Annotated in this window: 18 protein-coding genes; 7 read left to right on the forward strand and 11 right to left on the reverse strand. The window is 37.3% G+C overall.

The genetic code is table 11. From position 1 onward, the window contains the following. Positions 1 to 6 precede the first annotated feature (6 nt). From ABXZ32_RS00510 to ABXZ32_RS00535, 6 genes are all read left to right on the forward strand, one after another. Positions 7 to 1,953: a S9 family peptidase gene (locus ABXZ32_RS00510; RefSeq protein WP_354616736.1), complete on the forward strand. Its 1,947-nt coding sequence runs from the start codon at positions 7 to 9 to the stop codon at positions 1,951 to 1,953. Positions 1,954 to 2,024: 71 nt separating this feature from the next. Then, entirely contained in the window at positions 2,025 to 2,738 is a 714-nt protein-coding gene (locus ABXZ32_RS00515) for a DUF2490 domain-containing protein (RefSeq protein WP_354616737.1), read from the forward strand. Next, positions 2,739 to 3,953: a bifunctional alpha/beta hydrolase/OsmC family protein gene (locus ABXZ32_RS00520; RefSeq protein ID WP_354616738.1), complete on the forward strand. Its 1,215-nt coding sequence runs from the start codon at positions 2,739 to 2,741 to the stop codon at positions 3,951 to 3,953. Between the two features lie 135 nt (positions 3,954 to 4,088). Continuing rightward, positions 4,089 to 4,676 (forward strand): superoxide dismutase family protein, encoded by a 588-nt coding sequence (locus tag ABXZ32_RS00525; protein WP_354616739.1) that lies wholly within the window; start codon positions 4,089 to 4,091, stop codon positions 4,674 to 4,676. Positions 4,677 to 4,758: 82 nt separating this feature from the next. After that, complete coding sequence (locus ABXZ32_RS00530) at positions 4,759 to 5,289, forward strand: RNA polymerase sigma factor (protein WP_354616740.1); 531 nt, start codon at positions 4,759 to 4,761, stop codon at positions 5,287 to 5,289. A 1-nt stretch (position 5,290) separates the two neighbouring features. Continuing rightward, entirely contained in the window at positions 5,291 to 6,085 is a 795-nt protein-coding gene (locus tag ABXZ32_RS00535; RefSeq protein ID WP_354616741.1) for an anti-sigma factor, read from the forward strand. Positions 6,086 to 7,007: 922 nt separating this feature from the next. On the opposite strand, the gene ABXZ32_RS00540 is transcribed toward ABXZ32_RS00535, so the two are convergent. From ABXZ32_RS00540 to ABXZ32_RS00555, 4 genes are all read right to left on the reverse strand, one after another. Then, entirely contained in the window at positions 7,008 to 9,233 is a 2,226-nt protein-coding gene (locus ABXZ32_RS00540) for a TonB-dependent receptor (protein ID WP_354616742.1), read from the reverse strand. 72 nt (positions 9,234 to 9,305) lie between these two features. Further along, positions 9,306 to 10,583 carry a tetratricopeptide repeat protein gene (locus ABXZ32_RS00545; RefSeq protein ID WP_354616743.1) on the reverse strand — a complete coding sequence of 426 codons (1,278 nt, stop codon included), beginning with the start codon at positions 10,581 to 10,583 and terminating at the stop codon, positions 9,306 to 9,308. A gap of 94 nt (positions 10,584 to 10,677) precedes the next feature. Beyond that, entirely contained in the window at positions 10,678 to 11,328 is a 651-nt protein-coding gene (locus ABXZ32_RS00550; RefSeq protein WP_354616744.1) for a DUF4331 family protein, read from the reverse strand. A 28-nt stretch (positions 11,329 to 11,356) separates the two neighbouring features. Then, a complete protein-coding gene (locus ABXZ32_RS00555; protein WP_354616745.1) occupies positions 11,357 to 12,037 on the reverse strand; it encodes a DUF4331 family protein in 681 nt (226 codons plus the stop codon). Between the two features lie 174 nt (positions 12,038 to 12,211). Between ABXZ32_RS00555 and ABXZ32_RS00560 the strand changes: the two genes are divergently transcribed. Then, positions 12,212 to 13,396, forward strand: a complete 1,185-nt coding sequence (locus tag ABXZ32_RS00560; protein ID WP_354616746.1) for an LETM1-related biofilm-associated protein — start codon at positions 12,212 to 12,214, stop codon at positions 13,394 to 13,396. 94 nt (positions 13,397 to 13,490) lie between these two features. On the opposite strand, the gene ABXZ32_RS00565 is transcribed toward ABXZ32_RS00560, so the two are convergent. The 7 genes from ABXZ32_RS00565 to ABXZ32_RS00595 form a co-directional block, all read right to left on the reverse strand. Next, entirely contained in the window at positions 13,491 to 14,246 is a 756-nt protein-coding gene (locus ABXZ32_RS00565) for a LytR/AlgR family response regulator transcription factor (protein WP_354616747.1), read from the reverse strand. Between the two features lie 53 nt (positions 14,247 to 14,299). Further along, complete coding sequence (locus ABXZ32_RS00570; protein WP_354616748.1) at positions 14,300 to 14,635, reverse strand: 2TM domain-containing protein; 336 nt, start codon at positions 14,633 to 14,635, stop codon at positions 14,300 to 14,302. Beyond that, positions 14,636 to 14,965: a 2TM domain-containing protein gene (locus ABXZ32_RS00575; protein WP_354616749.1), complete on the reverse strand. Its 330-nt coding sequence runs from the start codon at positions 14,963 to 14,965 to the stop codon at positions 14,636 to 14,638. 31 nt (positions 14,966 to 14,996) lie between these two features. Next, positions 14,997 to 15,299: a 2TM domain-containing protein gene (locus tag ABXZ32_RS00580; RefSeq protein ID WP_354616750.1), complete on the reverse strand. Its 303-nt coding sequence runs from the start codon at positions 15,297 to 15,299 to the stop codon at positions 14,997 to 14,999. 138 nt (positions 15,300 to 15,437) lie between these two features. Then, positions 15,438 to 16,769: a 2TM domain-containing protein gene (locus ABXZ32_RS00585; RefSeq protein ID WP_354616751.1), complete on the reverse strand. Its 1,332-nt coding sequence runs from the start codon at positions 16,767 to 16,769 to the stop codon at positions 15,438 to 15,440. 107 nt (positions 16,770 to 16,876) lie between these two features. Next, the gene (locus ABXZ32_RS00590) at positions 16,877 to 17,101 is read right to left on the reverse strand and encodes a hypothetical protein (RefSeq protein ID WP_354616752.1); all 225 of its coding nucleotides are present in this window, start codon (positions 17,099 to 17,101) and stop codon (positions 16,877 to 16,879) included. 469 nt (positions 17,102 to 17,570) lie between these two features. After that, positions 17,571 to 18,158 (reverse strand): c-type cytochrome, encoded by a 588-nt coding sequence (locus ABXZ32_RS00595; protein ID WP_354616753.1) that lies wholly within the window; start codon positions 18,156 to 18,158, stop codon positions 17,571 to 17,573. Positions 18,159 to 19,278: the final 1,120 nt, after the last annotated feature.

Consider the following 19,278-nt stretch of genomic DNA (forward strand, 5'->3'; position numbering starts at 1 on the left):
AAGAATATGAAAAAAATCATCACCCTTTTATCCATAGCCCTTATTTGGGGGTGTAAGGAGAAAAAAGAAAGTTCCACACCCAGTATTGCGGACAATCTTAAAACCTACACCATAGAACAGATGATGGATAACGAGTCCATCAATGGGGGTAGTTTTTCCCCTGACCAATCCAAATTATTGGTTTCCAGCAATCGTTCTGGAATATATAATATGTATACCGTTGCGGTTGAAGGGGGTGATTTAATGCCTGTTTCCACTTCGGACAGTTCCTCGGTTTTTGCCATATCCTATTTTCCAAATGATGAGCGCATGCTCTTCAATATGGATAACAATGGAGATGAGATAGACCACATCTATATAAGGAATACCGATGGCACCCATAAAGACCTTACCCCGGATACCGGGGCGAGGGCTTCATTCTATGGGTGGACAAAGGACAAAAAAGGCTTTTTGTATACGTCCAATAAACGAGACAAAAGGTTTACTGATCTATATGAAATGGATTTGGAGACCTTCACTCCTACTCTTTTGTACAAGAATGAAGGAGGCTATTATATTGGTCCAATTTCCGATGACAAGAACTTTGTGACGTTAATAAAACCAATCAACACCAACGATTCGGATTTGTTTCTTTACAATCGAAAAGACAAATCCATGGCCAAAATAAACCAGAACCAAAGTGCCAACAGCGGGGAAGATTTTTCCCCAGATGGTACCTCCCTATTTTATACTACAGATGATGGGGCTGAATTTGCCTATCTGATGAAATATAATATTTCGGACAAGACGCATGAAAAGGTCATGGAGCGTAATTGGGATATTGTAGGCAGTTATTTTACCGAAAATGGCAGGTATCAGGTGACTTATATCAACGAAGATGCAAAGAATGCTATTGAAGTTATGGAGGTGGCAACTGGCAAAAATATTCAATTGCCCACATTTGACGGCATGGATATTAACAATGTTCTTTTTTCAGATGATGAAAAATTGATGCGTTTCTATGCAGGAGGGTCACACACTCCCTCTAACCTATATGTTTATAATTTGGAGACCAAAAAACAGGTTCAACTTACCGATGTTCTGAATAAGGAAATTCAAGGTCAGGATCTGGTTAACGCAGAGGTTATCCGGTATACTTCTTTTGATGGTGTGGAAATCCCCGCCATCTATTACAAGCCACATCAAGCCACGGCAGATAATAAGGTGCCTGCCCTCGTGTGGGTACATGGGGGCCCGGGAGGCCAATCGAGACAAAACTTTAGTTCCTTTATCCAATACCTAGTGAACCATGGCTACGCTGTACTTGCGGTAAACAATAGGGGCAGTAGTGGTTACGGCAAGACCTTTTATCAAATGGACGATCTTAATCATGGAGATAAGGACTTAAAGGATTGTGTGGAAGGGAAAAATTGGCTTGCCAAACAACCTGAAATCGATGCCTCCAAGATTGGGATCATCGGGGGTTCCTACGGTGGCTATATGACGATGGCCGCATTGACCTATACCCCTGAGGAGTTTGCCGTTGGGGTAAACTTATTTGGTGTCACCAACTGGATAAGGACCTTGAGAAGCATTCCTTCTTGGTGGGAGGCCCAAAAAGAGGCCCTTTACAAAGAATTGGGTGACCCTAATAGCGCCGATTCGGTACGTTTACGACAGATATCCCCGCTATTCCATACTGATAAGGTTACCAAGCCTCTAATTGTACTGCAAGGGTCCAAAGATCCTCGTGTACTGCAGGTTGAGTCCGATGAGATTGTTGCTGGCGTAAAAAAGAACGGTGTGCCAGTGGAATATGTGTTATTTGAAGATGAGGGTCATGGGTTTGTGAAAAAAGAAAATCAGATCACCGCTTATGGAAAAGTATTGGAGTTCTTGGATGTTTATTTGAAAAAGGAAAAAACCAACCCTATTCAGGATGGTTCCAAAATAGAAATGAAATCAGACAATTAATAAATTAAATTCAACACAAAAAGCTTCCCCTTTTGAATTTCAGAACGGGAAGCTTAAATTTTAATAGTACTATGAAGAAAATCATTACAATTCTTGCCCTAATACTAACTATTGGTACCAACGCCCAGCAAACAGGAGAAGATAAATTTGGGGCATGGTATATGTATTTTGGAACCAATAAAATTTCCGACAAATTGAGTATCCATACGGAAGCCCAATTTAGATACTATGAGACTACCGGCAATTTTAATCAATTACTCCTGCGAACAGGACTCAACTATCATATAAATGAAAATGCCATAGCAACTTTTGGATATGGTTATATAGATACGGATCCCACTTTTGAAGAAACAGCAGCCCTACAGGATGATTTCACCTTCCTCGGAAATGAAATTTTGGAACATCGAATCTTTGAACAACTGATTCTAAAAAACAAGTTATGGGAGTTTCTTATTGAACATAGGTACCGTTTGGAGCAACGTTTTATAGACAATAAGTCGTTTAGAAACAATGAAAAAGACACCCAACACCGTGCCCGTTATCGCCTTCAGGCCACCTTACCCTTAACAGATACATTTTTTCTGAATTTTTATGATGAGATTTTCATCAATCTTCAAGACAATGCCTTTGGTCAAAACAGACTATATGCAGCACTTGGAATTCACATTACCGAAAACAGCAGTGTGCAATTGGGGTATCTGAAAAATCACTTTAACTCGGGAAATTTTGATAGGATACAGATAGGTGTGTTCTTTAATCCCGACCTAAGAAAAAAGAAAGAATAAATGAATCTTCAAAAAGTCACTTTTAAAAACAACGAAGGAGTTTCCTTGGTGGGTCGTATTGAATTACCTGCCGATCAACAACCCCATAATTTTGCGCTTTTCGCCCACTGCTTTTCCTGCAATAAAAATCTATTGGCAGTAAAGAATATCAGTAGAGCTTTAACAGAAAAGGGTTTTGGTGTACTTCGTTTCGACTTTACCGGATTGGGTGAAAGCGAAGGGGATTTTTCAAATACCAATCTTTCTGGTAATGTGGCTGATTTATTATCTGCGGCGACCTTTTTAAAAGAGAACTATAAGGCACCAACGCTCATCATTGGTCATTCTTTAGGAGGCGTAGCTGCATTACTAGCTTCAGAAAAGATTACGGGGATTAAAGCCATAGCCACCATTGGTACCCCTTCAGATTCAGCACATGTAAAAGGGCTTTTGAAAAATGATCTTGCAGAGATTCAAGAAACTGGAAAGGCAAAAGTCAATCTTGGGGGACGGAATTTTACCATTAAAAAACAATTTTTGGATGATCTAGAGAATCGATCCCTTCTTGATTTGGTACATGAATTAAGGGTACCCATCCTTTTCCTTCATTCACCTCTGGATAAGACTGTTGGGGTTGGACATGCTGAAACACTTTATAAAGCAGCTCACCATCCAAAAAGTTTTGTTTCTTTAGATAATGCAGACCACCTGTTAATGGACAAAAACGATTCGCAATATGCAGGGGAAGTCATTGCTGCATGGAGCAAAAGATATTTGGAAAATCCTGATGCCACCGTCTTACGAACAAAACATCAGGTTGTTGGAAGTTTAGATGCCAATGATGGGTTTACCACCCAGATGAAAGTTGGCTCCCATTATCTAGTGGCCGATGAACCTATAGCTGTTGGCGGAGAAGATTATGGTCCCTCGCCACATGAATTACTTGCAGCAGGATTGACAGCTTGTACAGTAATGACCATCCAGATGTACGCCAAGAGAAAAGGATGGAACGTTGAAAATGTGGAGGTGCATACTTCTTATGGAAAATCAGCAATTATAAGTGAATCCCAAGAAGAAGAATCAAATTCAACCATTGATACTTATAGAAGGGAAATTAAACTCACTGGGGAATTGGATAAAAAACAAAGGGAAAGAATCCTTGAAATAGCCAATAAATGTCCAGTACATAAGACTTTGACAAGTCCTACCCAAATTTTATCGAGTTTGATGGATTAACCCTAATCATCCAATAATTAGCTGATAAAAAAATGAGTGAATACAATTGGATATAAATTGGGAAAACTATAGCCCTTATGATTGAATGGACTTTAAATTATATGTAACTTTAATCGAAATTTTAAATTTAGGATTATGAAAAAAATAAAATTAATGTCTCTAATAGCCATTGTAGCTCTTACTTATAGTTGTAAAGAGGTTAAAAAAGAAGCCAAAGATGCTTCTGACGAGATGGAAGAGACGATGCAAGAAATAAATGAAGAGGTTACCGAAGAGGTAATTAAATTCAACATGGAACCTAAAAGTGATAGCAAGGTAACTGGAGATGTTACATTTACCCAAACTGATGGCATGGTGAAAATGGTAGCTAATCTTACTGGTCTTACAGCTGGAGAGCATGCCATCCACATCCATGAAAAGGCAGATTGTTCCTCGGCCGATGGAAAATCTACTGGAGGACACTGGAACCCAACATTTCAAGATCACGGAAAATGGGGAGCTGCCGAAGGATACCATAGAGGAGACATTGGCAATTTCACAGCAGATGAGGCCGGTAATGCCACTGTAGAATTTGAAACGGATGAGTGGTGCATAGGTTGTGAGGACATGACAAAGAATATTGTAGGTAAGGCAGTCATTGTACACCAAGGGGTGGACGATTTTGTATCTCAACCTTCAGGTGATGCCGGTGCCAGGGTAAGTTGTACAGGTATTATTCAATAAGTTCAAATAAGAAGCAATAAGGAAGAAAAAAGCTACTTAAATAAGTAGCTTTTTTTTTATCTTTCAATCCTAAAAAAACTAAATGGAATTAGAGGTATTAGTATCACATTTTCAGTCTAAGGACATGAAAGCTTTTGAAAAGCTTTATGCCATGTATTCTGAAAATATATGCGGAGTCATTAATACCATAGTAAAAAACACAGATCTTGCCGAAGAAATTTGTCAAGATGTATTTATGAAGGCTTGGAACAATGCAGAAAGCTATAATGCTTCCAAAGGCCGGTTTTTTACATGGATCATGAATATTGCCCGTAATGCTGCAATTGATGAATTAAGATCAAAATCATATAAGAACAGTAAACAAAACCTATCCTCTGATTTTTTCGTAGGTATACTTGAAAGCAAAGATGACCTTAATAGTCAAATGGATACAATTGGAATCCAGAACCTGTTGAAGAATTTAAAGGAAAAGTGTGTTCAAATAATTGAACTTCTATATTTTAAAGGATATACTCAGAAAGAGGCAGCAGAAGAATTGGAAATTCCCGTGGGGACGGTTAAAACAAGAAATAGAAATTGTATTTCACAGATTAGGGGCAATATAGCGATATAAAATGGACGTAAACAAATATATAACATCAGGAATTTTAGAACTCTACGTTGCTGGTACGCTCTCTGAGGAAGAAAACTTAGAAATAGCCCGGAATGCAGAGCAATATCCCGAAATAAAGGAAGAGATTTTGGCCATAGAAGCGGCCATCTTGGCCCTAAGCAAGGCCGCAGCACCTGTGCGCTCTGGCAATAAAGGGTTTAGTGATATTATGAGTAGGATAGCAGCATTAAGCGACACAAAAGTCATAACAATGACCGATAGCAAAACCAAATGGTTTACCTATGTTGGCTGGGCAGCTTCCATTCTTCTTGCAGTAGGGATGTTGTGGATGTACAATCAAAATACGCAATTAAAATCGGAGATCAATGTAGCTTCACAAACCAATGAGGTTTTGGAACAGCAGATTTTTGAGGCGAATACATCCTTAGAAAAATCAAAGGAACTACTCAACACTATACGGGATAAGAACATAGAGGTGATTGCCTTAGGCGGTCAAACAGTATCTCCAACCTCCTATGCCAAGGCCTATTGGAACAAGGCAGAACAAAAAGTTTTCATAGATGCCCAAGGACTACCTGAACCACCAGATGGAATGGTCTATCAGGTTTGGTCATTAAAATTAAGTCCGCTTACCCCAACTAGTATGGGTCTATTGGAAGACTTTAAGAACGATGATAATAAGGTTTTTGCCTTTGCCAACCCTAATGAATCAGAAGCATTTGGTATCACCTTGGAACCAGCTGGAGGTAGTGAATCCCCTAACTTGGAACAACTATATACACTAGGAGCGGTTTAAACAGAAATCACCTTAAATAAAAAAATCTTTTGAAGGTACTAAGGAGTAAATTCCTTAAAGTCTTCAAAAGATTTTTTTTTGCTCAGTATTCGTGGGGGAGCTTTCATTATAACAACTAAATAAGCGTTTACCACTGCAGATAATTTGTAATACTATTGGAGATCAATAGCAGACAAGAACCTTTTTCAGTAAACCTTACTAAGTTGTTTATTTGCCCGTTTTCAATATTCGTTGCAAAGATCTATATGCAAAGAATATTAAACCTCCAAAAAATACCATTAAAGCCAGCCAAATAAAAAATAGGATGTAAGCCATAATAATATAGATTTAGGTTTGCAAAAAAGAGTTGATTATAAAACTTATACTGAATATTCGTTTCTGTTAAATGTCAAAAGGAACGTAGGTCAATACACTTGAACGATAAAAATATGTATTTCAACCAATATTTCCTACAAAAATTGTTAATATCTTCTTAAGATTCTTACAAAAACAAGGTGCTAAGTTGATAAACTCAAATAAAAAAGCTTCCAATATTATTGGAAGCCTGAAGCCAAAGCAAAATTAAAGTAGGTCAATGCAATATTTAAACCTTTGAATTCCAGTTTACTACATATTTAGATTCGCGCTTAAGTATTCTTTGAAGACTTAATTGAGCAAAATATATACGTACTATAGTATGTAACATAAAATAGATCCAGAGCGAAAAAAGATAGTAGTCCATTAGGTAAAATATTTGGGTTATTGTTAATAAATTGGGCTTTAGCCCGATCTTCCAATTTGAAATACTTACGATTTACAATCATTAGGGGTTTTGTTTTTTATCCAATAAATTGACCGTTAATCAAAAAAAAACACCGCGGCATAAATGCCGCGGTGTCCACCTAAAAACCACTAAGCTACCACATCGCTTAGCGCCTTATCATTAAAATGTATAGCTCAAGCTCCCTTTTATAAAGAATGGGGTGCCTGGTGTAAAGTGTATCTCCTCTACGGAGGTGTTTTCGTTTTCCAACCTTGACTCGGTTGCAAATTGTGTTTCGTTCCATTCCGTATTAAATAGGTTTTCTATGGAAAGTCCCAAGGAAAGGTTCTTGCTCAAAAGATAATTGGCGTTGATATCGGTTACGGCATATCCCTTGGCAATGATGGAGTTATCTTCATTGGCAGGCCTATCATCCAAATATCGGAATCGAAGACCTCCGGATAGCCTTCCCAAATTAACAACGCTCAAACCACTAACCAGGGTAAAGTCGGGCGCCAAGGGGATATAGTCCATTCCTCTTGGGGCTTCTATACTTCTGGCGTGTGTATACGTTGCATCCGTATTGAGAAACAACCAATCCGTAAATTGGTATCTAAGCCCCACATCCAGTCCAAATCGTTCTGACTTACCACTGGGTTCAACAATCCCCGCGTCGCCTACATATACAAATTCCTGTTCCAAATAAAGGTACCAAGCCGCGGCGTTGACCAGTAGCTTATTGGTAGGTCTCCAAATAGTCCCCAAATCCGTACCATACGCTGCAGGTAAAATGTCATTACCTTCTTGTGCCACAACAACACGGGTATCGTTAGAATGAAAGCCTATACCCGATTTTAGAAAAAACTGAAGGTCGCTGGAATGAGTGTAGGCAATGTTCAATTTTGGTGAAACTTTGGTTTTGTTTACAGATTGGTTTTGGTATTCTTGTCGCAGTGCATCTACATAATTAAAGCTAAAGTCATCTACCCTTAATCCTGGTGCCACCATCCATTTTTTCCATTTGAATTCCAGATTGGCATATCCAAAAACATTGGTTTCCCTAACATCCCCAAGTTGAATATTTTCCAAGGTTGTTTTTCTGTTCAGAGTTCGTGATAGTTCATTATCCTGAATATCATCTGTCCTAAAACCAGCTCCCACTTTTAACTGCACGGGAATATCCATGAAGTCTAAGTTCTTATTCAGTTCTGTATAAAGTCCAAAAACATCCCTTTCCTCCTGTTGCTTGATCTGGTCTCCATTTATTGAATCTTCCAGGAAAAATGTAAAGTTTGAAAATAACAGAAATTTGTAATTGGAATAGAAGGCATTGGCTTTTATAAAGGTGTCTTCATCCACTACCTTTTTCAGGGAGACATTGAAATTGGTTCGTTCTGTAGAGCCGCCTTCCGTATCGTCTATAGCACCAAAACGGGAAATACTGCCATTATCTACCGCCCGTTGTGGTATTTGTCCCGAAGCATCCCAGGTGCTGGTAAAATGGGAGGCAGAAAGAGAGAATAGCCCATTATCACTTAATCTGGAGGTATATTTTCCAAAAATGTTGAGTCTCGAAAAATTTTGTGGTGATTCAAAAGGACCATCAAACTGGATCAATTCTGTGGCCACATAGGCCGCATTGGTGTCATCGTTCAACAAATTGAACATCCCCAAAGTTCTATTCCACCCATATTCTCCATATTCATATTGGACTGTGTTCTTTTTTAAGCGCTGTTTGGTGCCAAAATCCACATAAGCCGCAGTCCCAAAATTACCATGATCGGCGTAGTAGGGACCTTTTCCAAAATCTATATTGTCCAATGTTTCTGGAATAACAAAATGCAGGTCGGCATAGCCTTGTCCATGGGCATGTGAAACCATATTAACAGGCATTCCGTCAACGGCAATGGCTACATCCGTTCCATGGTCTATATCAAAACCCCTTAAAAATAACTGTTCCGCCTTGCCTCCTCCTGCATGTTGCCCTATTACCAATCCTGGAACTTTTTGCAATAGATCTTGGGAGGATTTTACAGGTGCCGTTTTTAAGTCGATTTCAGCAACAACATTGATGCCGTTTACGTTTGGTCTGATAATCACTTCTTCCAATTGATAGAGATCTTCCTTGAGGACCAACAACAAAGGCTTGTCCATATCTTTGGTCTCAAGTATATATTGTAGTTTTTCAAAACCCAATGCCCCTATTATTAAAGTATCTCCAACATAGGTATCTCTTAATTTAAAAGATCCCAGTTCATTTGTATGAGTATGTTTGTCCCTAATATGGTTAAAAATGTAAGCTCCTTCTATGGCATCTTTATTTTCATCCAGAAGCTTCCCAGAAGCTACTTGACCAAGCATCATTTGCCCAACAAAAAGCATTAAAATAAGAATGAATGGTTTCATTTTAGACTGTTCTTTATTACCCCCATAATTATTATGAGGACCATTTTATTAAAAATTAAAAATGATATTTACCTAGAGTTTGGAAATTTTATTGGCCATATCAGGTCCAAGCTCATATGCTGCACCCGCTAGCTCCTTTTTAAGCTCATTTACTTTAGACATCTTGCCATTGGCCTTATAGATTTCAGCCGTGTGGTATAGTATATTTGGTTCAAATGTTTTGCCATCGATATGTTTTTCAACCACCTCCATAGCTTTGTCCTTTTCGCCAATTTTTAAGTAACTATAAGCAAGAAGGTCGTAAGAATGTGGTGTTGGTCTGTTTTGCACTTCCTTTTCCGCTATCTTAAAAGCCTTTTCGTATTGACCCGTATTTTCAAGATATAAAGATGCATTATAGACATTGTACATATCACCATAGGCAGGATTTTGAACTGCCACGTAATATTTATCCAAATTTGAAAGAGACTTCAACTTATTGTTCTGATAAGCTGCGATCTCTGATTTCAACAAATAATAATCCGGTGCACTGTAATCTTTTGTTACAGAATCCAAGATTCGCAAGGCTTCCTTGGGATTGTTTTCATGGGAATATACGATCCAAGCAATACCTTTTTTAGCATAGGCACTATTAGGATCCAATTGTAAGGACTTTAAATAATAGTCATAGGAGTCCTTTATTTTTCCTGCATGTCCATAATAATCAGCAATATTGGTATAGGACCAGAGCATTAAACCAGTATTCTTGGAATCTTCGGCTTTCTGTTTCGCCATTTCCATAAAACGAATGGTGGTATCCAAATCCCCTTTATGATCGTTCCATTTTGCAGCACGGATCAAATACCCAAATTGAGACATATTCTTGATACTGTCCAAGTATTTTTCTGCTTTGGGATAGTTCCCTAATTCCATATGGATATCGAAAAGTAGACTCTGGGTATCCTCTATCCCACTGCCCCATAAACGGGCGGCTTCTGCCAATTGTAAGGCTTCCCTAAATCTATGCTGTGAAATATAATTTCTGGCAAGGTCCCTTTGGTATCCTGCTTTTCCAATGGCTGCAATCTCTACAGCTTTTACCAAAGCCTGTTCAGCCTTTTTTAAATAAGTAATGTCGCCCGTATTCTGAAAATAACGGTTGTATTCACCAGCTACAATACCAAAGCTGGTAAGTTGCATACTATCTGGTTTAATTTTTGAGTTCCATAGCTCATAATATTTGGATGTGGTCCTTGATGGGCTGGATACTAAAAATTTATCGTAGTCTTTTTGATTCGTTACTTGTGATTGTTCTGTGTTTTGACAAGAGAACAAGAATAACAGCGGTACGAATAGGAATAGATATTTCATGATCAATGTTTTTAGGTGTATTGAAATTGTAATATTTTAAAATAAGGGAGGATACGAATATCCTCCCCTACTCTCCTTTTCATAGATAATAATACTAGTTTGGAGATCCCAAGTATGGGAATGATGTAGAAAGAGTTGCTGTTAAGCTCACCCCATCAGAAGTTAAGCGTGGTAAATCTGCAGTACCATCACCATCTGTATCCTGGCCACTGAAACGATCTCCTGTTTCACCTCCAAAAAGAAGGATCAAAGAAATATCGATAACGTCATCGGTCAATGCACGACCAGTTAAAACTTCGGTACCGTTGAAATAAGATGTTGGTGTATTTGGAGCAATATCCAAAGCATCGCTAGCCAATACGGTAGTCAAGGTAGTAGCGTCCAATCCTAAGATATTAGGTTCGTAGTTTACATCTTCCCTTGGGGCACCCAATAAATCAGCATACACATCATAATATTGTTCCAACCTAGCTTCAAACCCTACCTGGAATTTTCCCATTTCTGAAGGTATTGTTACGTTAAATTCATCTTTAACGCTAGCTTCACCCATCATATCAAAACTAAGAACGGTATTGATACCGGGTCTTCCCATGTGATCTGCTTGGGAATAGGTTCCTGAAAAATCTGTTCCCATTGGGGTTGGATTTGGTTCCATTGTGGTCATGTCATCGTCATTGCTACAAGAAGCCAATGCTGCTAGAGCCAAAAGCGACAAGAAAGTAGTTTTTATATTATATAGTTTCATAATTGTAATTCTTTTTAAGTTAATGTTGTTATTGTTTTACGTTTGTAGTAACCCAGGTCTTATAAACTGAAGTTCCCAATGCGTTTGTTGCTGTTGTGTTACCAATTACACTGTTTGGAATTTCTACTACAATAGACATAGTGTTAGCTCCGGCAAATGTGTTCTCGGCTTCTGCAGATGTTTTAAACCCTCCTGGAGCCATTCCACCTATCACCGCGTTGAATTGGAAAAAGTCAAAGAAGAAAGCATCCTGTCTTGGTCCAGCAAACAATTTTACTCCGTTAGAAGTAGTTTCTGTAATGGCAGTAGCTCCTGAGATTTCAACATCGCCTAAAGGTGAGTCAACCAATACTTGACTGTCCAATCCTGTTTGACCAGGAGTAACAGGTCCAAAGAAATACATTCTACCATCTCTTGGAATGGCTTGGATCACTTTATCCTCTACCAAATCCCCATCGGTATCAATGTTTATCTCCACCAATACATTTTCATCAAATTCCCCATAAGGCAACTCAGGCAATACACTTGATTGAATATCTACGACAAAAACGGTGTTGTCTGAACCAACAGTAGGTTCAAATCCGTAAAAGTCTGCAATATCAGCAGTGGTACCTTTTGTTGAAGGTGCATCAATGTGGTCGGCAGACACCAAAATAATACTAGCTACAGCTAATACTGCCAGGCCTAAATAAATTTTTGTTTTTTTCATTACTCTTTGTTTTTAGATTTTGTTTCTGCCTTACCTACGCAACTAAGTTTGGGAGGGTTTGGTTTTATATGTTAATTATTTGTTAAGTAAATTTTAACCTTCATATATATTAAAGGACCAAAAATTATAAAGTCACATATTTTCCGTTAATTTGATCCTTTAAATAAATAGGTAATGAATCCCTCTTCATCAGGTTGGATAGATAAGTTTGGATCACTAGTAAAGGATAAGCCGGATCTTTACACAAATTTTGATGCACTCTACAGCGATTTAAAAACCTGTGGTTTCATATATGGAATTAACATATCGGTCCCTGAATTCATAGCAGCTGAACACAATCTTACAGAAGATGAGAATGCCAAAGTAAATCTCCTTACGGCTCTTTACTTTACCTATGCTTTTGAAAAAGAAAAGGTAGATTTTAAAGAATTTCTAGAATCCATTTTTAAGTTCTACCAACTCTTGGAAGTAAGTCAGATCTCCTTTCTGAACAAAATATTGACAGGAAAGAAAACCTCCTCCCAATTGGAAAAATTGATTGATTCCCGTGTTTATCTGGAGGATAATGTAATTAGTAAGACCTTTAATAGTATCATTACAAATTCTCTGCTTTTTATAGATACCCTTACATTTAAGAGATATTTACAAGGACATATCGATGTTAAAAAACACGCACAGGATTTAGAACATATTACCATAAATCTTACATATCACACCCTAAATTCCAAGGAGAAAAATAAGAACGATGAACGATTGGCACAATTATTTGCCTCGTCCCTTTCGTTTATTGACGGACAAAAAAATAATTTCGATGGGGCTTATAGGGATCAACTTAACAGTCAATTTTCAGTACAGGAAAATCAGTATTTTTTAGATGTTTCCTGCCTTACAGTTTGGGAAGATTTTTCACTTGAATACAAGGAATCCATCTTCATTTATGGCATCGGAAAAGACCTTGGATTTGACCATGGAAATATTGCAGAATCCTTGGAAGATGTCACCACTTTTTTCCAGTTAAATGCCAACAAAGTTCCTCATTTAAAAGACCACAATTTGGCCGTACAATTTTACGAAAGCATGTCTAAAATTGTAAATAAATTAATCCTTAGAAACAGTAAAAGGTTACTTAAAGAACTGTCAGAAAGCAAAGAATTGGTAGCCCTTTTATCCAAATCTACCATGCGGGATCTAACACCTGAGGAAAAGAAAAAAGTACAAAATCAGCTCATCGATATTTTTAAAAGCATTCCTTCCCTCGCCATTTTCATACTCCCTGGAGGGGCTGTTTTGTTGCCAATTTTTATTAAATTGATCCCCAAACTCCTACCGTCCGCTTTTGATGAAAACAGGATCGATTAGAGGGTCAAAAAGCTTAATTTTCTCTACTATAAGAAAATTCTATAGTGCTTTTTTAATGGATTTAACATGTTCTATTCCAGATTATTAAATACCCTTATTCCAACCAAAACTTAAAATCCTTTACCCTCTCCCTACTTACGATGATTTCTTGTTCAGAAAACCGATTTAACTTGATTTGCAGCCTAGAATTGGTGTAGGAAATTATATCTTTAATGTGTTTGATATTGACATAGAATTTTCTGCTTACCCTGAAAAATTGTTTGGGCTCCAGCTCTTCGTTAAGATTGTCCAAGGTGGTATCCAATAAATAATTTCTACCTTCAATAGTTGCCGCGTAGGTTCCTTTGTTCTCACTGTAAAAACATTCTATATCATCTGCATTTATAATTTTTAAATGCTGTCCGACATTCACTGTAAATCTCTTTTTATATTCCCGTTCCAATGGGTTCACCAACAACTTTTTTATATCCTCAAAATCGATGGCAATAGGCTGCTTATTAACACGTAGCGAACTGTACTTTTTTAGGGCACTTTCCAACTCTTCATCATCGATAGGTTTCAATAAATAATCTATGCTATTTAACTTAAAAGCTTGGAGGGCATATTCATCATAAGCGGTAGTAAAAATAATGGCACTATGCACCTCAACTTCCTCAAAAATTTCGAAGGAAAGTCCGTCTGAAAGTTGAATGTCCAAAAAAATCAAATCGGGGTGGGGATTGTTTTTGAACCATAAAATAGATTCCTCAACAGAATGCAACATCACGGTTACCTCAACATTTAAATCGGACAACAATCTTCCCAATCTTCTTGCCGCAGGTTTTTCATCTTCAATAATTATGGTATTCATTTAAAAAGGTATATGGTTGGTATAAATTGGTTCTAGAGATTAAAGGTACAATTTCAAATTCCTTGATTTTCCTTTTCCATGATTTTGTTAATTTGCCTTTCCTCCCACCTTTTTAAGAAGGGCAATTTCCATTGGAAAACAAAGAAGGCATGTGCTATTAAAAAGACACCCCAGATTAAAGGCGTCAACAAAACATTCCAATCAACCCAGTTTATGAATTCCTTATTTGTTAGTTCTTGAAAGATAGATGGCTTAGAGAAAAAGTATGCGACAACTAGCACGACATTTACGATTAAGAAGATCGATAGATGGGTGTAAAAGCTTTTTAGTTGTTCCAAACGCTTCTTTGCTTTTTGGAAACTTGTTGGGTATGTCTTGTCAGTTTTCATCTACAGGTATTTTTTGGATTCATTTTCTTCTTTCTCCATGTACTTTTTAATTTGACGTTCCTCCCAATCTTTACCGAAAAACGGATTAAAGGAAAATACTTTCATAGCATGAAAGGCAAGGCCAATTCCCCAAAAGATCCAAATAGCAAATGTCCCAAAGTCTAAAAATGCTTCTTCGAAGGTTTCCCCATTGTTCATATTCCTGATCACCTTGTTCACGGAAATAAAGCTATTAATGGCTATATAAACTGTTAAATGAATATAAAATTCCTTAAGTTCCTTAATCCGTTGAAGGGCTCTTTCCTTTTTAATTAAATCTTTATTTTCCATTTTTATGTTTTTTATCTTCTTCGATACTTTATTATTCCCATTTTCTTTGATTCTCCTCCTCCTTCATAAATTCCTCTATTTTACGCTGTTCCCAATTTTTTCCAAAGAGAAGATTGAACTGAAACACTTTCAAAGCTTGGAAAAACAGGCCTATGCCCCATCCAAAGGCTGCCCATAAAAACCAGGGATAACTCCATTCGTTAGTGTAGTAGTTAATGAAAGCCAAAAAGGAAATAAATACCGCATAAGAGATGAGATTAGAATAAAACTTCTTGATTTCCGCAACACGGTCCTTAGCTCTTAAGTACTTATTCTCTCTGTCTGATGATTCCATGATTATCGTTTTTTGTTTAATTAGGTTTCTTTATATAAAATTAATTCTTAAAGGCGATCTAAGTAAAATATCCTTACCCAACTGCATTTTTATTGGACTGAATTGTATTTCTCTCCCTTTGAATAATAACATAGGAATCTAAAAATTATCGTCCTCCATATATTCCCTCATTTTGCGCTCCTCCCAACTTTTTCCAAATATGGGATTATAGCCATAGGCCTCCATGCCATGGGCAATTACTCCAAAACCCCAACCCAAAGCAGGGAAAATAACCCATGGAAAACTGGTGGTCCTATAATTGATATATACCAAAATGGGTATTACGATACAGTAGGAAACCAGGTTTCCGTAGAAGGACTTAATTGCTTCTACGCGTTCTTTTGCTTTTTGATAACGTTTATCGTCTATATAATTTTCTTGTGTTTGCATAATTGAAATTTGTTTAACCAGCATCGGGAGTTGCACGCTAAATTCTGATGCTGTCTTATTGATAATTACTTTTTTATCGGTCAAAATCTGATATCGCTGTTGTATGTTGTGCAACCCTACCCCACTGCTTTTCTTTACAACTTGCTTTTCCTGTAGATTGTTGCTGACACATAACATCCCATTACGCTCAAATACCTTAATGTGTAATGGCCTTTTTGAGGTTACCACATTATGCTTCACCGCATTTTCCAGTAAAAGTTGTAAGGATAAGGGCACTATTTTGGCCTCTGGGTTATTGCTTTGATCGGGAATATGAAAAATAATACTGTCCTCAAATCTCATTTTCAACAATCTCACATACGTCCTGGCAAATTCCAATTCCTCATCTACCGTCACCAAATCCTTATTTTTCTGCTCAAGTACATACCTATATACTTTAGAAAGTGAAGTGGTAAATTTTTGGGCCTGAACCGGGTCTTCTTCAATCAGGCTGGTCAATACATTTAAACTGTTGAACAAAAAATGTGGGTCCAATTGGTTCTTAAGGGCATCGAACTTTGCAGAAGCCGTACCGGCAATAATCTTCTGCTCCTTTACTTTATTTTCTTGTCTGTATCTGTAATAGAAAAATGAATAGAAAATCAAGGTCAACACCAAGGCAATCAAAAAAGCAAGGTAGTAGAAAGTCAAATTTTCTGATGCCAAAAACACGGAGAGGGACATATTCCCAAACCCAACATTTATGACTATCCTCACCACTAATATGGCTAATACGGATATCACAATATTGCTGCAGAAACCAATGACCATATTTTTCAAAGTAAATAGACCTGAGCCATATTTTTTACTGAGATAAATCCATATATATGCATTGGCGAGATAGATGGTCACCGCATAAACAATGGTATCCAAATATCCCTCAAATAGCTTCTCATCAAAAAATACAGAAGTACCTTTTACATAATAGCTTACCAATATTACAATGAAGATGGCATTGCCAATTATGAATCCTTTTCCCAATTCCTTAAAAAATCTAAGCATGGTATTTATTTATAGTTTATTGAGCATATCCCAACCATTTTTAGGAAAATGGCTCTGAATTATTGCCCTGGTTAAAGTTAGCAAAAAGTTGAAAGGCACCATCTTGATCAATTTTCTTCAATTCTTAAGTCTTGGTTTGCTTTTTCCAAATTAAAATCAAGCTTAGAGATTCTCTTTTTATTGATAGAATTAATGCTGTTGATTGGCCCTATAGAATTAGGCCCTCCCAATGTTTGCTTGGATTGAGCCAAACTCCTATCATGTGTGCCGTCTTCTGCCCTTGCCATTATGCTTATTATAAAAGCGGCAAGAATAAATGCTAGTTTTTGCATACCTGTGTTCTTTAAAATTTTTAAATCAAATTTGTGACAAACCAAGCAGGATTAATAAAAAGAAGTGCCGAACTGTAATTATTCGGGGATGGAAAGTTGTTTTGGTAGAAGATTGATGAATAACTAGGGCATATTAAAAAATGAAACCCCATAGCCCTAGTGTATATCCAACATTCCAACATTGAATAGACCTAAATATTTTTTCCGCGATTTAATGCCAGTAAATGGAAAATAGGATATCCCAGTGTAAGTAAAGAGCGGCAGCCTGTATCCTAAACTCTAGGAGACCATGCCCTGACATTTGAAACAACAAGGAATTTAACAGCCATAAAATTGCAAAAAAAACCAACCGAGAATTTTCCGGTTGGTTTTTCACTTTATAAAAATTCTTAAATCTTGGCTTTCGCCTTTTTGTCAGGTCTTGGCAAATCCGCTTCAACGTATACGTCCTGCAGGAACGGTTCTTTTCTCAGTTACCTGTAGGAGGTACAGGGCTAGGAACAACGTTTTCAATGGGATTTATGGTCTCGAGGTATTTGAAAATGGACTTCAGGTCGTCATCGGTCAACATCCTGTATTGCTGCCAAGGCATTGGAGGCAACAATGTTCGGCTGTTCATTATTCCCTTATACTTGCCTTCCTTTATTGAGGTCAGGAATTGTTCTTCTGTCCAATTACCAATCCCAGTATTATCCGGGGTAAGATTTGCAGCAAATGAAGTCCCCCAGGGCCCAACCGCGGCGGTAAGCCCCATGTTAAACGCCAGATATCCCTTTACGTTGGATGGGTCTAGCGGTGGTAATTTTTCTGATGAAGGATGTCCGGACAAAAATAATTCCGGGTTAGGTTCTGGTCCGTTTTCGGTCATCATCTTAGGGGTATGACAATCCGTACAACCAATGGTATTGACAAGGTATTTGCCCCGTTCAACCGAAATGGAGGGTTCCTTCACCATAGCAATGTCCTTCCCTTCATTTAAAGGTTCTTCCTTGGATTTGATTTCATTACAGGCTCCCATTAAGAACAGGATGCCTAAAATTAAGACTACTCTTTTCATATGTCTGGATTTAGATTACAACTGCTTCTTCGCCTAGCATATAATCCCACATAAGCTTTAAGGGACTATAACATTTGCGTACTACAAATCCTTCCGGTTTTTTTAGATTAACCTTGGAATTGCCCAATCTCCTCAAGGAGATTAATATAGGAGAACGTCTTTAGGGGGATGGAATTTATGAGAACCAAGCTGGGTCCTAACGTAACACAGCTTTCGTCAACTGCTTGTGAAACAGCAAAAACCGTTTTGTTTCATTACATTAAATATAGAAAAAAACCGAATATGATTCTCGTAAATTTTCAACATTTAAAAAAACCTTTGATTGTCTATGTACATACATCACTTGGGGCGTAAATGTTAAAATATCAAGAGATGATAATTACTCATCTGAAAAGTCACATTGGAAGAAATACCTGTAGTTCCCTATGTCTCCGCTTTGTGCAGTACACCAAATAATGGGTTCATTTGGCTCATCGAACAAACAAGGCCTCAAAAATTTATAAAAAAACAAAGCGACTAGGAATTTCTTTTGGCAGGAAAAGAATGATTGTAAAGGTATCTGTTTGGGGGATGGTCACAAGAAGTTGGGTTCGGGATACATTTCACAGGTTTATACAACTAAAAAAGAGGATGTACCCCTACATCCTCTTTTTCAAAATAGTTTTCTTTTGAAGAAACTAAATTATAACCTACTTATGATACTGCTAAAGTATACCTTCTTACCTGTGTCCATGTGCTCAATCACATAAATAAGTAATACAATAAATAATCGATACTTTTATCCAAACACCTTATTCTCGATATAAAGCTGCAATAAATCGCAACAAAATATTCCCCCAACAGCTTTGCAGACTATATTTACCTTACTTAATAATTCTTATTGGAATTGTTAAAAACAAAAAAGAGGATGTACCCCTACATCCTCTTTTTTCAAAATAGAATTCTTTACTCGAAGAAACTAAATTTTTAACCTACTTATGATACTGCTAAAGTATATCTTCTTTCCTGTGTCCATGTGCTCATTCGCATAAATAAATGATACAATAAATAATCTATATCTAGTCTGCACATCTTATTCACCAGGTAAATCTGTTTTTAAATCAATTAGTAACCCAAGCTA

Source organism: Sediminicola luteus (assembly GCF_040566555.1).
Taxonomy (GTDB): Bacteria; Bacteroidota; Bacteroidia; order Flavobacteriales; family Flavobacteriaceae; genus Sediminicola.